The sequence below is a fragment of the Lysinibacillus antri genome, from assembly GCF_003977595.1.
Classification (GTDB): domain Bacteria; phylum Bacillota; class Bacilli; order Bacillales_A; family Planococcaceae; genus Ureibacillus; species Ureibacillus antri.
Map to the genome: position 1 here is coordinate 20,661 of NZ_RYYR01000006.1, position 14,952 is coordinate 35,612.

At 34.8% G+C, this 14,952-nt stretch carries 14 protein-coding genes and 1 riboswitch; of the genes, 10 read left to right on the top strand and 4 right to left on the bottom strand.

Annotated features, from left to right (window positions below; translation table 11 throughout):
- Positions 1-8: 8 nt before the first annotated feature.
- Positions 9-785 carry a CPBP family intramembrane glutamic endopeptidase gene (locus EK386_RS05690; RefSeq protein WP_126658076.1) on the bottom strand — a complete coding sequence of 259 codons (777 nt, stop codon included), beginning with the start codon at positions 783-785 and terminating at the stop codon, positions 9-11.
- Between the two features lie 175 nt (positions 786-960).
- On the opposite strand from EK386_RS05690, the gene EK386_RS05695 reads away from it, so the two are divergent.
- Both EK386_RS05695 and EK386_RS05700 read left to right on the top strand, forming a co-directional pair.
- A complete protein-coding gene (locus tag EK386_RS05695) occupies positions 961-2,127 on the top strand; it encodes a sensor histidine kinase (RefSeq protein WP_126658077.1) in 1,167 nt (388 codons plus the stop codon).
- A gap of 16 nt (positions 2,128-2,143) precedes the next feature.
- On the top strand, positions 2,144-2,800 hold the full coding sequence (locus EK386_RS05700; protein WP_126658078.1) for a response regulator transcription factor: 657 nt from the start codon (positions 2,144-2,146) through the stop codon (positions 2,798-2,800).
- Between the two features lie 104 nt (positions 2,801-2,904).
- Here the strand turns inward: EK386_RS05700 and EK386_RS05705 are convergent, their stop codons facing one another.
- Entirely contained in the window at positions 2,905-3,333 is a 429-nt protein-coding gene (locus tag EK386_RS05705; protein ID WP_126658079.1) for a MarR family winged helix-turn-helix transcriptional regulator, read from the bottom strand.
- Positions 3,334-3,449: 116 nt separating this feature from the next.
- Between EK386_RS05705 and EK386_RS05710 the strand changes: the two genes are divergently transcribed.
- Positions 3,450-4,037: an NAD(P)H-dependent oxidoreductase gene (locus EK386_RS05710; protein WP_126658080.1), complete on the top strand. Its 588-nt coding sequence runs from the start codon at positions 3,450-3,452 to the stop codon at positions 4,035-4,037.
- Positions 4,038-4,095: 58 nt separating this feature from the next.
- Positions 4,096-4,944, top strand: a complete 849-nt coding sequence (locus tag EK386_RS05715) for an MBL fold metallo-hydrolase (protein ID WP_126658081.1) — start codon at positions 4,096-4,098, stop codon at positions 4,942-4,944.
- 49 nt (positions 4,945-4,993) lie between these two features.
- Here the strand turns inward: EK386_RS05715 and EK386_RS05720 are convergent, their stop codons facing one another.
- The gene (locus EK386_RS05720) at positions 4,994-5,911 is read right to left on the bottom strand and encodes a DHH family phosphoesterase (protein WP_126658082.1); all 918 of its coding nucleotides are present in this window, start codon (positions 5,909-5,911) and stop codon (positions 4,994-4,996) included.
- 186 nt (positions 5,912-6,097) lie between these two features.
- On the opposite strand from EK386_RS05720, the gene EK386_RS05725 reads away from it, so the two are divergent.
- The 6 genes from EK386_RS05725 (at position 6,098) to EK386_RS05750 (ending at position 12,753) form a co-directional block, all read left to right on the top strand.
- Positions 6,098-7,027 carry a ketopantoate reductase family protein gene (locus EK386_RS05725; RefSeq protein WP_246027598.1) on the top strand — a complete coding sequence of 310 codons (930 nt, stop codon included), beginning with the start codon at positions 6,098-6,100 and terminating at the stop codon, positions 7,025-7,027.
- Positions 7,028-7,174: 147 nt separating this feature from the next.
- Entirely contained in the window at positions 7,175-8,947 is a 1,773-nt protein-coding gene (locus tag EK386_RS05730; RefSeq protein ID WP_126658084.1) for a protease complex subunit PrcB family protein, read from the top strand.
- A gap of 155 nt (positions 8,948-9,102) precedes the next feature.
- On the top strand, positions 9,103-9,381 hold the full coding sequence (locus tag EK386_RS05735; protein ID WP_126658085.1) for a hypothetical protein: 279 nt from the start codon (positions 9,103-9,105) through the stop codon (positions 9,379-9,381).
- A 408-nt stretch (positions 9,382-9,789) separates the two neighbouring features.
- Positions 9,790-11,331, top strand: coding sequence for a malate:quinone oxidoreductase (locus EK386_RS05740; protein WP_281274247.1), 1,542 nt, complete (start codon positions 9,790-9,792; stop codon positions 11,329-11,331).
- Between the two features lie 162 nt (positions 11,332-11,493).
- Positions 11,494-11,540, top strand: a riboswitch (PreQ1 riboswitch).
- Positions 11,541-11,661: 121 nt separating this feature from the next.
- Entirely contained in the window at positions 11,662-12,162 is a 501-nt protein-coding gene (queF, locus tag EK386_RS05745; protein ID WP_126658087.1) for a preQ(1) synthase, read from the top strand.
- A gap of 51 nt (positions 12,163-12,213) precedes the next feature.
- Positions 12,214-12,753, top strand: coding sequence for a VUT family protein (locus tag EK386_RS05750; RefSeq protein WP_126658088.1), 540 nt, complete (start codon positions 12,214-12,216; stop codon positions 12,751-12,753).
- A 175-nt stretch (positions 12,754-12,928) separates the two neighbouring features.
- Here the strand turns inward: EK386_RS05750 and EK386_RS05755 are convergent, their stop codons facing one another.
- Positions 12,929-14,752 (bottom strand): hypothetical protein, encoded by a 1,824-nt coding sequence (locus EK386_RS05755; RefSeq protein WP_126658089.1) that lies wholly within the window; start codon positions 14,750-14,752, stop codon positions 12,929-12,931.
- Positions 14,753-14,952 lie beyond the last annotated feature (200 nt).

Below are 14,952 nucleotides of genomic sequence, written 5' to 3' on the forward strand. Positions count from 1 at the left end.
AGGATTTTTTAATTAGCAGATGATATTGCAAGGCTAACCTGTTGGGAGGATTTTTTTGATTTTTTTAATAAGAACAGTGAATAAATGAAAAATGCCACCTTAAGTAGTAACAAAATAATTAGCCATTTGATTGAATAATCTGTGCTATGAACACCAAATTCACCTGTTGCTGCATACTCTACTGCATCTAAAATGAAGTGATAAACAATAGCAGGGATCAAGCTATTATTAGCTAAAACCATAGCAGTTAAAGCCATACCCGCAAAAAATGTCCATCCAAACTGGAAAAGAGCAAATGTTACATCCCCACCTACAATTATATTACTAAGATGAATTGCTCCGAATAAGAAGGATGGTACAATGATCGCTACTACAGTTCCAAACGGTAGAAGGGCACGGAGTAATATTCCTCTAAATAAAATTTCTTCATTTATTGCAACACCTACAGCTGCAATAAGTAATAGCGGCACATGTCCCCACGTAGAATTAAAGCCTAATAGATATGCAATTGTTAACGGAATAATAAGTGTTGGTAACCAGACGTAATATTCTCTCATTGAAGATGGTTTTGTTAATCCAATTTCCTTGTCGATCTTCACCCATTTCACTGCTAAAAAGGTACAAGTTGCATATATAAGCATGACTAGCCAACCTAGGTCCTCTTGAATTGAAAGTTCTGGATTTATTAATTGAATTCCCTTAACTGAAAGCATTCCTAGTACCACTCTTCCAAAAAATACGATAAGAAATAAAACCAAACCATGTTGGTATAAAAAATTCCTCATTTAAAAAACGCCCCTTCTGCCTTTGATTTATAACCACATTATCGAATAAAAAAGGTCATACCTAATAGTGAACTTCGTCATAAGGGGGTCATAGGACTTTTATTACTATCCATAAAAAGGGGAATGGGAAAATTGTGTAGAATAATAGTAAAAAACTAAGGCGGAGGAGCTATGTATGCTACCGATTCAACATGAACCACATTGGGTGTATAAAACTGCGCAAATAACCAGGATTGGTTGGTTTATTATACATTTACTAATGATCATTTTATTTTTATCCTCAAGGCCATTCTTTTGGCTATTAATGCCCTTATTTCTTTCTTCCTTTCTTATTCCACAATGGACAGGAACAAAGGTAAACAGTTTTGGTGTACGAAACTATGCCTTATTAGAATTGATTTTTAGCGGGTTATTTTTAATTGTAGGTTGTTATTATACGAAAGAGTATTCCTCGTTCTTGGCGTATCCTGCGTTATGTGCTGGCATTTATAGTAGGGAAGGAAAGGAACGATGGTTTTTGTGGGCTGGATTCTCCATCGCCCCTTTTTTTGCTGTACTTGCAATTGGATTAGACGAGTTGGGGATGGGCGTTATTGATGGCTTCTTCTTTTTCGGTATCGGAATAGCGATAGCAAAAGTTCTTGAAGCGGAGAAGAAAACGAAAATGTTACTTGAAGAGAACAGAAGGCAAAATCAACTTTTAGAGAAATATGCTAAGCAGATTGAAAAAATCACTCTTTTAGAGGAACGAAATCGTCTTGCAAAAGATCTTCATGATACGATTGGACATACATTTACTTCGGTCATTATGGGGCTTGATGCAGCATCCTTTTTACAAAAAAAATCACCAGATAAAGCGCAAGAACAAATTGACCTATTAAGGAACGTAATGAGAAAATCCTTAGATGAAGTTAGAAGTCAAATTCATCAGATTTCTCCGAATGAAGAAAAAGAAGATCTATCTACCCAACTAAAAAAAGTAGTAAATGATTTTGCTTTACATACCCAACTAGAAATCAATTTTGAACATTTAGGATCACAAGATTTAAGTATTTCCACACAGGGAACCATCACTCTTATCCGTTGTCTTCAGGAATCCTTAACGAATGCTGTCAGACATGGACATGCGAATAAAATAACGGCTGCATTAAGTGGCGATGACTCAAATGTAATTTTAACAATTAAAGATAATGGTATCGGGATTAGCAATATTAATTTTGGATTTGGCCTAAATGGAATGAGGGACCGATTGGAATCTCTTCAAGGTGGTATTAACATTGAATCGAAGGTAAAGGAAGGAACAACTGTGTCTTGTTTTTTACCAGTTAAAGTGCGAGTTTAAGAGGGGATGAAATAAAATGATAAAAGTATTAATTGTAGATGACCAGGAACTTATTCGGGCAAGTCTTTCTATTGTTTTAGGGGGAGAAGAAGATTTTGAAATCGTTGGAACAGCTGAGGATGGAAAAAGGGCAATCGAATTAACTAAAGAGCTCTCTCCCGATGTTGTATTAATGGATATAAATATGCCGCTGATGAATGGAGTTGAATCTACAAGGGAAATTACGAGTAAATTTCCTAAGGTTAAAGTGATGATTTTAACTACTTTTGAGGAATTAGATTATGTTAGGGATGCATTGGCTTCAGGGGCTGCAGGATATTTATTAAAAGCAATTCACCCAAATGAACTTGCAGCTGGGATTAGGTCTGTATATCATGGCGGAACACTGATTACTCAGGAAATCGCCAAGCAGTTAATCACTCAATGGGTTAATCCATCAACCTATGTAACAGAGGAAAAAAGTAAAAAGAATAACTTCGGACTAACGGAAAGAGAGAAAGAAGTGTTAGAACAGCTTTCGAATGGAGCTACCAATCGTGAAATTGCTCGTAAACTTTTTCTAACAGAAGGAACAGTTAAAAACTATATTTCTAGTATATATTCCAAATTAGAAGTAACAGGAAGGCATAAAGCTGTATTTAAGGCAAAGGAGGAAGGACTTATTAATCCTTAAAATACTTAACGTTATTATTTAGAATTATGAGTAGGTTTAAAAATTCTATAGAAGGAAAAACAAGGGTTCCCCCAATGACGAACAGGAATTGAGGAACCCTTGTTTTAATAAAATAGCTTTTTCTGAAGTATTTCTATAGCTTGCTCAATTTCTTCTAAATCTTCTAATGAGGCATTTTGTATTTTATCAAGAAAGCGTGATTGAATTGTTGAAAAGGCTTCATCCATCATCATTTCGCCTTCTTTAGAAAGACAAATTGTTTGTTTTCGTCGATCATTAGGATCAATTATCTTTTCTATTAAATTTTTTTCACTTAACTTTTTAAGTTCACGGCTCGTATTGGGCATTGCAATGTCTTGACATTCACTAATCTCGCTCGGAGTGACAGGTTGGCTAACTGCGATATACTCAAGAATATTATATTGAACTTGCGAGATTGACTCGGATTTCGCATTTTTCGTTAATTCCTTTGTTACGCGATGAACAGAAGTTGTAAATGAAACAAGTTTATTAAATAATGTATTTTTGTCCATCTCATCACCTCTCAAAGCCAACATAACAAATTTGTTATCATATTACAATTATCAATTGATAACCAAAATGGAAGGTGTTACAATTTACTTATCAAATGATAAGTAAGAGGTGCGCGATGAAATTATTAATCATTTATACTTACCCAAATCATAAAAGTCTAAATTATTCATTTTTACAAAGTGTGATCAAAGGAAGTAACGAAAATCCTTATATAGAGGAACTACAAGTTTTAGATTTATATGAAGAGAACTTTAATCCACTGCTTGTTTTTAATGAGGAAAAACGTAGACGTGATATGCATATTGACCCAAGTATAAAAAAGTACCAAAATCAACTAAAGTGGGCAGATAAAGTTGTCTTTATTTATCCAATTTGGTGGGGAAGGCCTCCAGCAATGCTTATGGGTTATATTGATCAATTATTTGCTTCTAATTTTGCTTATCGAGATAAAAAGGGGCTTTTCCCAGAAGGTTTATTAAAGGGGAAATCGGTTGTTTGTGTATCAACTATGAAAGGACCAACCCATTACCCATTTCTTTGGTTAAATAATGCACATAAAGTGTTAATGAAAAGAGCTCTATTCAATTTTGTTGGTATCAAGAAAGTGAAGTTTTTTGAATTTGGGAATATGGAAAGTCCAAGGGGAAACCATAAGAAAAAGTTAGAAAAGATTTATCAGTATTTCAAGGAAATCAAAAGGTAATTACTGAATAGAAATAAAGAGTTATATAGTACTTCCTAATTTTAAGGAGAGATAATTGATGCATTCAATTAAACAAATTGGCGAGCGTTTCTGGTATATAACACCAATTTCAGAAACAGACCGTCCAATACTAGGAATGGTAGTAGGAAATAACAAGACGTTAATGATTGATGCAGGTAATTCTGAAAATCATGCAAAGTATTTTCTTGAGGAATTATCGAAACGTAACGTGCCCAATCCCAATATAGTAGCATTAACACATTGGCATTGGGATCACATTTTTGGCTTATCTGCACTAACAGATACAATCTCTATTTCCTCCAAAGAAACAAAGACGGAGATGGAAAAATTAATCCCTCTCTCTTGGACGGATGAAGCACTTGATGCAAGGGTTAAAGAAGGAACAGAAATTGAATTTTGCGCAACGGCCATTAAGAAGGAATTTGTTGAGAATCGTGATATTACGATTGCATTACCTAACTTAACCTTTGAAAAACAGATAGAGATCGACCTTGGTGGAATCCACTGTGTTCTTCAACATGTGGGTGGGAATCATGCCTCAGATTCTGTTGTTGTGTATATAAGGGAAGAAAAAATATTATTTTTAGGGGATTGTATCTATTCTGATATTTTCTCAGAAAAAAGAAATTATACAATCAATGAAACACTAACACTACTAGATACATTGGAAGCCTTTGATGCGGAATACTACATTCTCTCGCATGGGAGAGCAATTTCTAAAGATGAGTTTTATCAGGAGGTAACGATGCTTCGAACAATTGCCAAATACACTGCTGAGTATAAAGGGGAACAGCTAAAAATTATGGCAGCCTATAAAAAAGAAGTGAACAGAGAGCTAACGGAAGATGAACTAGAGGTAATTAGTGAGTTTGTGAATGGCTATTAATCTACGTAAAAAGAAGCCGATTGAAAGCTAATCGACTTCTTCTTTCTTATTACGCTTTTTTAAATGCATTGATGATTGTTTCGATTGTTTCGTTTGCATTTTCATAAGGTACTTGGCAAGTTCCAGCAGCTTCGTGTCCGCCGCCACCGAACTCACGCATTAAATGACCAACATGAGTTGTACATGTTTTGTTGATAATGCTGTAACCACACGCAATGGCACAATTTTGTTTACGGAATCCATCCACTATCCATAATGAAACATTTTGTTCTGGGTAGAGCGCATATACCATAAAGCGATTTCCTGGATAAATGGTTTCAACGTCTCGTAAATCTGTAATAATGACATTCCCATCTGTTCTTGTGTGAGCTTTTAACATGTCCACAAACTGTTCGTTTAACTCATAATAACGAGCCACACGTTCTTTTACATCAGGATCTTCTAAAATCTCTTCCACTGTTTGTGTTGCACATAAATCAACAAGCTTTTCCATCAATTGATAGTTGCTAATGCGATAATCACGATAGCGACCAAGGCCTGTACGAGCATCCATAATAAAGGAGATTAAATCCCAGCCAGTTGGGTTTAGTATGTCTTCTTTACTAAATTTTGCAGCATCTGCTTTATCTACACCTCGCATGATGTCATCTAATTCAGGTCCGAATTTTTCCTTCCCACCGAAGTAGTCATATACAACGCGTGCAGCACTATCCGCTAGTCGTACTTCTCCCTCAAATTGAAAGCCCTGTTCTTGTGCGCGTTTAAGTTCACTAGCGTGGTGATCAAACCACATACCACAGCCTTCAATATACGGAACATTTGTCAGAATATCATCTTTTGTAATTTCTACTTTTCCGTCTTGCATATCTTTTGGATGAACAAATAACATATCATCAATCATATTTAACTGTTTTAATAAAACAGCCGTTACTAATCCATCAAAATCTGATCTTGTTACTAAGCGCATAAAAGCAACTCCTTAAAAAGTTAATGATAGTCATATAGTACCATTATTCTGATGAAATAGTAAAAAAACTTTTAATAATTTGAAACATTAGTTTCCCCTTTGAAAAGGAGGTCTTTGTTTAATAGACACTACATTCTTTTTGTGTTATGAAAAGAGTAAAGGAAAGCAATAGGGGGATGTTCATTGATGAATATATTAGTACACGGTGCAGGTGCTTTAGGTTCCTATTTTGGTGGGAGAATATTAGAAGCAGGACACAACGTTTCGTTTTTTGTGAGAGAAAGACGTGCAGCTCAAATGAAAAAAGAAGGGTTAAAAATTATGAGCCCTGAAGGAAACTTTGAGCATAATGACGTAAAAGTTTATACATCACCCGAACAAATAGAAAAGATCGATTTAATTATCCTTGCAGTTAAAGGCTATCATCTAGACCAAGCGATCCCTCAAGTTCAAGCAATTGCTCAGCATACAGGCGCATTTGTACTGCCTTTATTAAATGGAATGGAGCACTTAGAACGACTACAAGAAGCAGTTGGAAAAGAAAAAGTACTTGGTGGGTTTGCATCAATTATTGCTACGTTAAATGAACAAGGTCATGTCGTGCATTCAAGTGGAAGTAGCGCAGTAAAATTTGGTGCTCTACACGCGGAACAACTAGAAATTTGTAATCAACTAGATGAAATACATACTCATGTGAACACAAATATTTTAAGAGAAGAAAATATACTAAAACATATGTGGAAAAAGTATATTTTAATTACGGCTTTTTCTGGAATTACTTCAGCAATGCAACTGCCAGCAGGTTATATCGCAAGTTCAGAAGCCTCATTTAACGTTGCAAGAAATGTGATTTATGAGATGAGTATGTTAGCGAAGTTAGAAGGAATTCAACTATCTGATCAGGAAATCGAAAGAGAAGCAAGTCGACTAAAAGCTTTCAAACCGGATGCAACATCTTCCATGCATCAAGATATGAGAAAAGGGCTTCCATTAGAGGTGGAGCATCTTCATGGAGGAGCAATGCGATTTGCAGCGAAGCATAATGTATCCGTTTCGGTCATTGAAACGTTATATGGTGTATTAAAGCCATATGAAAATGGGAATCCAATTTTATAAAACTTCGTAATGTAGGCGATCTGACTAATTGATTTAGTTGGATTGCCTTTTTATTATAAAAGTTTTCAAAAGATATTTGTAACTTTATGTAAATGTCACCCGTCTAATGATTTGATAAATCTATTTCATTTAAAAGGAGAAAAACCGATGAAACGATCTATGTTAATTTTAAGCTCTTTAATGGCCATGAGTATAATCTCACCGTTAGAGAATGCATCAGCTAATGAGGAACGCTTACAAACAAATGAACCACAAGAAGTAACTGATGAATCACTTTTACATTTTAGTCCAGTTGAAACGAATACATTAACAGCTGCTGAAAAGAACTTTGTAGAAGAGACAAAAAAGAAGGAACCAGGTATTTATCAATCAGGTAATTTATATGTCATTACTTTAGGTGAAAAGCCGAGTACCGCCTATAATATTAAATTTGTTGAAAGTAAAACGACTTTAGGTAAGGAACAAATTTTTGTAGAAACGACAACTGCAGATATCGGTGGGGATGCCATAACGTATCCGCATCTTGTTGGAAGGCTACAATTGCCGAGCAAGTACATGACAGTAGAGGTGATTGATGCAAAAACAGGCAAATCGGCTTTTGACACAATAAAGGAGTCATTTTTACACTTTACTCCAGTTGAAACGAGTACATTGTCAAATGAAGAAAAGCAATTTGTAGAAGAGGCGAAAACGAAAAAACCAGGTTACTATAATTTAGAAAACTTATACGTTATTACACTAGGTGAAAAACCAACAACCGGTTATGGAATTAAATTTGTAGATAGCCAAACAACCTTTGAAATGGAACAAATTCAGGTAAAACTAACGAAACCTGACCCAGAAAAAGTATATAGTACAGTCATTACTCATCCATATATTGTTGGAAGATTAGATTTACCAAGTAAAACGATGTCTATCGAAGTCATGGATGTGGAAACAGGTAAATCTGCTTTTGAAGAAAAGGATCCATATACCGCAGTAGCAATTAATAAAGAATGGACAATACGTTTTAATACAAAAATTAATGAAGATACGGTTACAGCTGAAAATATTTATATTTACGAGAAAGCAAATGGTCAACCAATAAATAAGTTTCCAGTTAGACTTACATTATTAGATGATGAGCAAACAGTTAAAGTAAAACCTTTAGCGAACTATAAATATGGTCATGAGTATAAACTATTTATCTCAAAAGAAGTTTCTTCTACTAAAAATATTAAAATGAAGGCAGATAAGGAAGTGGCCTTTACTACAGTAAAAGCACCTGAAGTAGAAGTTCCGCCCGCAGATTCATCGAAAGTAAAGTCATTCTCTTACAAATTTAGAGCTGGTGATACTCAGGGATGGCAAGAAGAGTTCTCAGATTATGAAGAAGGGATGGAAATTGAACGAGTATTTAAACACGCAACGCTACCATCAGAAATTGGCAAAGGTCTAGAGGGTTTGTACATGAGCAGTTCTAATCGAAGTGATGACGTGTTTATGTATATTAAAAAGAAACTAAATGAGACAGATGGAGTAAAACCGAACACAACGTACCAAGTGAATTTAAGCTTTGATTTAGTAACGAATGTTGGACCTGATTTAGATATTGGCATTGGTGGATCGCCAGGAGAGGCTGTATATGTGAAAGCTGGTGCCACAACAGTTGAACCTAAGCCAATCCTTGAAAAGCAATTTTATCGAACAAATATTGATTATGGCAATCAATCAGAAGGCGGTACAGACCTAGCAGTATTAGGTAATATTAAGAAAAAATCAGATGGGGATTTATTTGAATTGAAACCCTTTGAACATAAGTTGGAAGTGACAACTGATGATAATGGTGAATTATGGATTGTTATTGGAACAGATTCAGGATTTGAAGGAATAACAAGTCTATATTATACAAATATTAATGTACAACTAACGGAGAAATAAAAGTAACTTTAGTGTAACGCACACAAGATAAATTTATGTATCAAATAAGTTCTTTGCCATATTTTTTTGCTTCTCTCGAGTGCATACTTCGATTGTAAATTCTAATACTAATGACTGTTTAGGTAATGCAATTTGCAAAGAAGGGATGGAGCATCATGGCAAAGCACTCAGACACAAGTTGGAAACAGGATCACCCAAGCACACTCTTTACAAATTCAGTTCAAAAAGCAGATCGCGCGGTGAAGCAAGCAATGTCACACCCAGAGGAAATTGCGGTGGAGCATGCGTTTAATTCACTTGAACATGCAGAAAATGCAAGGCTAAATGCCGAACAACATAATGAACATATGGATATTGTGGAACAAAATATTCAACATTTAGCTCAACTTAAACAGCAAATAAGCGAAGTGCAAGAAATTGTTGAGGAGCATTAAACAAATTAACGTCAAAAAATAATGTTTAATAATTAAATTAGTTATTTTTCCAAAACCCTCCTGTAAAAGGTAGGGTTTTTTCTGTTTAGTGTATTTTTATGGATATATGTCTAAATTGTGATTACTTATTTTAATCTAGTAATAGTGTTATAATACTAATTGTCAAGGGAACCTTTTTCAAATATTTTGAAATAGGGTTTTTCTTATGGCATTTTAAATGGTCTTTAGAACTATTAACTCTTTTTAATAGCTTCTAAATATCACATTATAGTAAATATTTCAATCTATTAATAAAAGTGCTATACTGTAATGAGGATTTACATACAATACAGAAAAGGTGTGTTCTAGGACAGCCTGAACTTGTAATGCTTAAAGAACGCCTACATCTTTTTTGCAAATATAGGGGAGATAAGGAAGGTTAGTATGAGTAACAGACATGAAAAAACAGATGTTATCTTAATCGGTGCGGGTATTATGAGTGCAACATTAGGAACACTGCTAAAAGAATTAGCTCCAGACTGGGATATAAAAGTGTTTGAGAAACTCGAAAAAGCAGGAGAAGAAAGCTCCAATGAGTGGAACAATGCTGGTACAGGACACTCTGCTTTATGTGAGCTGAATTACACTGTTGAAAAACCAGACGGATCAGTAGATATTAGTAAAGCTTTAAATATTAATGAACAGTTCCAACTTTCAAGACAATTTTGGTCTTATTTAGTTGAGAAAAACTTAATTAGTAACCCAGAAGACTTTATTATGCCATTACCACATTTAAGTTATGTACATGGGGAAAATAATGTAAAGTTCTTAAAAAACCGTTTTGATGCAATGTCTAAAAGTCATCTATTCGAAGGAATGGAATACTCTGAAGATCCAGCAAAATTAACGGAATGGTTACCGCTAATGATGAAAGACCGTGTGTTCAATGAACCTATAGCTGCAACAAAAATCGATTCAGGAACAGACGTAAACTTTGGTGCTTTAACACGTATTCTAATGGATAATTTAGAAACTCAAGGTGTTGAAGTTCAATACAATCATAGTGTTTATAGCATTAAACGCACAAATGATGGTTTATGGGAAGTAGGAGTAAATGACCTACACGCTTGTTCAATGAAATACTATACAGCAAAATTCATCTTCCTTGGTGCTGGTGGAGGAAGCTTAGAGTTACTACAAAAAACAGGTATTCCTGAAGGGAAACATATTGGTGGATTCCCTGTAAGTGGATTATTCTTAGTATGTAACAACCCAGAGATTGTTGAACAACATCATGCAAAAGTATATGGGAAGGCTGCAGTTGGTGCACCACCAATGTCAGTTCCTCACCTTGATACACGATTTATCGATAATAAAAAATCATTATTATTTGGACCATTCGCAGGATTCTCACCGAAGTTCTTAAAAACCGGTTCGTATATGGATTTATTTGCATCGATTAAGCCACATAACCTAACAACTTTATTAGCTGCTGGGGCGAAAGAAATGGCTTTAACGAAGTATTTAATCGGACAACTTATGTTATCAAAAGAACAACGTATTGATGAATTACGTGAATTTATTCCAAATGCGCAAAGTGAAGACTGGGATATTATTATCGCTGGTCAACGCGTACAAGTAATTAAAGATACAGATAAAGGAAAAGGTACACTTCAGTTTGGTACAGAAGTAGTTAGTGCTGCTGATGGATCAGTTGCAGCGTTACTTGGAGCTTCTCCAGGTGCATCTACAGCTGTTCACGTTATGCTGGAAGTACTTAAAAAATGTTTCCCACAAGAACTAAAATCTTGGGAACCAAAAATTAAAGAAATGATTCCTTCTTACGGGGTATCATTATTAGATAATCCAAAGTTATTCAAAGAGCTTCTTGATTCAACAGCAAAATCTCTTCGTCTAGATGTAGATCAAGAGACTGCTACGGAAACAAGAGAATTAGAGACAGTTAAATAGTATTATATGGAACCTTTAATCGATTGTTTTAGATTAAAGGTTCTTTGTTTACTTTATTATACAATTCATTATTTAACCAAATATTAACAATTCGTAAATTTTATTTGACGTTTTACAATAGTTTCTATAAAATTGTTAGAGTAAAAGAATGCCCGGACTTGAACGGGAGAGGTTCATAGCTGATACCCTCTATAAAAAACTATGGAAACATGACGATTATGCCATGTCCATAAATGGATATGGCTTTTTTTTATGTTTATCATGATTTTTTAATAGATATTAGCAAGCCTCTCTTATAAGTGTTGGGAAACATAATAAGGAGGCTTTTTTATGTCTGGCCGTAGCAACGAAGAAGGATTAAAAGATTTAACACTATTAGGAAATCAAAATACAAAATATGCTTTTGATTATGCACCTGAAGTACTTGAAGCGGTGGATAACCTTCACTCAAACCGCGATTATTTTGTAAAGTTTAATTGCCCGGAGTTCACAAGTTTATGCCCACTAACAAATCAACCGGACTTTGCAACAATGTATATTTCATATATTCCTGATAAAAAAATTGTTGAAAGTAAATCGCTCAAGTTATATTTATTTAGTTTCCGTAATCATGGTGACTTCCATGAAGATTGCGTGAATATTATTATGAATGACTTAATCAAATTATTAGATCCACGCTATATCGAGGTATGGGGTAAGTTTACACCACGTGGAGGGATCTCCATTGATCCATGGTGTAATTATGGAAGACCGGGAACGAAGTATGAGGAAATTGCAAATTACCGTTTAATGAATCATGATTTAAATCCCGAAAAAATCGATAATCGCTAGGGTTTTATTGAAGATAGCATTTTTTTTGAGAAAATTGAGAGGTGTTAATGTATGAGAATATTATTTTACTTATTATCAATAGTCATTGCGAATGTTGTAACGGCAGCCTTTGCACCAATGCAGTTTGGTATGTTTATTGTTCCAATGGGGACACTTTTTGTTGGAGCGACGTTCATTTTTCGTGATATGGTGCAAAATAAATACGGTCGTAAAAAAACGTACATCTTTATCTTTACGGCATTAACTTTATCTGCCATTGTTTCATCGCTGCTTGGAGATACATTAATGATTGTAGCAGCATCTGCCATTTCCTTTTTAATCTCAGAAACAGCAGATACAGAAATCTATTCCCGTTTAAAATTATCAATGGCTTGGCGTGTATTCTATAGTGGAATTGTTGGAGGTTTACTTGACTCTGTTATTTTTGTCATCATAGGATTAAGTCCATTAGGAGCAGGCGTATTACCATGGGTGGCAATCCCATCTGCTATTGCGGGACAATTTATCGTGAAGTCCATTATCCAAATGGTTGGTGCACTCGCTTTAGGCCAAGTATATTCTTTAAAAGAAAAGCAATTATTTGCAAAATAAAGAAAAAGGATCATTTCAACTTGAGATGATCCTTTTTTAATGAATTTATACCGCATAGACCATTTTATCATCAACTAATTCCAGTAGGCTTATCCTAAACCAATATAGTAAAGAAGGGAATTATTTGTATGCTATGGTACAAATAATTCCCTAGGTAATATAAGTGCAAAGTGATTTATAGTGGGTAGTGGAAAGCATAAATAAAGTTTACGAAGTCTTCAAAAGGAAGAGACGATTCACCCTCAAGCTCCCCGTTTCCAGTAACGCTAGTTTGAATGGATTTCCCCCAAATTTGGAGGCTATCGTTATTTGGGTTATAGAAATAAATACGAATTATCCCGTTTGGATCACTGTCTATCCTTTGAATAAGTACTGCATGGGCGCCGAGCACTTGACCTGAGCGGTTATAAATGGTGATACCAATTGGTTGGGGCAGACCTTTATTAATTTCAGGGTTATTAGCCGGATGATAATAAAGGTAAAAGTTTTCTTTAAATTGTAAATCACTATAAATATCCGAAAAACCTTGCCATATCCCCGTTAAATGGAAGGCTGGATTGATCCATTTATGTGGATCTTGCCCACGTCCATCCGCTTGTTTAAGCATTTCAAAATAGATTGAATCTAAGTGTGGTACTAATAGAAATGAAATAAAATCGATATGTGCTTCATCCTCTAAGGAACCAGGAGAAAGTAGACTTGATGAAATCGCTCTTCCTTCAAAATGGATCGTAATATTATTTGTTATTAAAAATTCGTTCAGCATTTTTAATAGCATAACCGGTTCCTTTTGAGACCAATAGCTTAATGCGCGTGTTGATTGGCACGTTGGATTAAAACCTTGCCCGATGCCTAAAGGAGTGCCTAAAATATTAATAACTTCTGACACTAGAAGTGCTCTTAAATTATCATCTGTTGCGTAATTTTGAACAGATAGAAAGCGATTTAAAATGCTTTCGTGAATAGGAGTTGTCATTAATTGTTCGAACTCCTTAATAAAGTCCTCTGAAAAAATGTCCCTTTGTAGTAAGCGAAGTAAACCATAAATACTTCTTCTTGTTTCAATTCGAATGGATGAAGTAATAAGCTTTGAAATAAATGGCTGATGCAATTGAAGATTTTTTCTAGATGTGTCATCTAAAGTAAGTATGTTTTCAATTAGATAGGGTCTTTTCTGATTAATGAAACGTAGGAAAATTACATGAAATGGAGAAACAAGTCCTGTTTGCACCATTGTATCCCTTAGCTGTTCAGCTTCTTTAATAAGGAGAAAGTCACTACAATTTCGCAACTTATTTTCGTATTCGGCACCTGTGTTTGTGACCATATGGGTTGGAGCATATACGGCTCTTTCATATCGGGCGAGTTTTGAATCACTTTCTTTCAGTCCATTTGCTAACTTCTTTGCACTAGCAACCAGTCTTAAAATTTTCTCCGTTACAATGGGCCTTTGCACAGCGAGATTATCCACTTCCTGATATAGACTTTCAAATACTCGCGATGAAAAGCAATGCTCTGATATAAATCGTAATATTTCAGAAGCCTGTTCATCTTTATAAAGTTGCTTTACTCGATTTTCTTCCGTTTCCTTCATAATTAGCAAATCAATATTCAAAGCCAATACCTTCGTTAAAAACTCCGTTGCTTCACCAGCAGACATTTTGGGGTGTATATATTCACCTCGTGCCACAGCTAGAATTCTTAAATCACTTAAGACTTCCGCAGCTGCCGTAACTCCTCCAGCATGAAGAGTTCCTCTAACAAGTGTGGGATTAAGTTTATGGACATCTTCCCATGGTTTATCTACAAACAACCCAGAAGCGTCAAAAAGATGGGCATACTGATAAAGTTTTTCAAGTCCATTCGGTTCATTAAGAAGGTTTGCTGCTTGATCCAATACCATTTGTTGAAAAAGCTTTTTACTTGGTAGGGGAGCAAGCCATAATTGATGAAAGGCTTTTTGAAATGCATTCTCAGAAGAGTATAGGTAAAGTCCCATTTATCCATCCTCCTTTATTGCATTTTCCAAAAATACAATACATTTACAGAGTGATTTATTATGTTAAAAAAAATACGTCTTATTTTAGAATATTAAAAAAAATCCATTAATGTACCAAGAAAAAAATATTATTTATAATAGTTATAATTACCGTTTGATTAAAAAAAGACCACGAAAAAATTCGGGTCTTTTGTCATTTG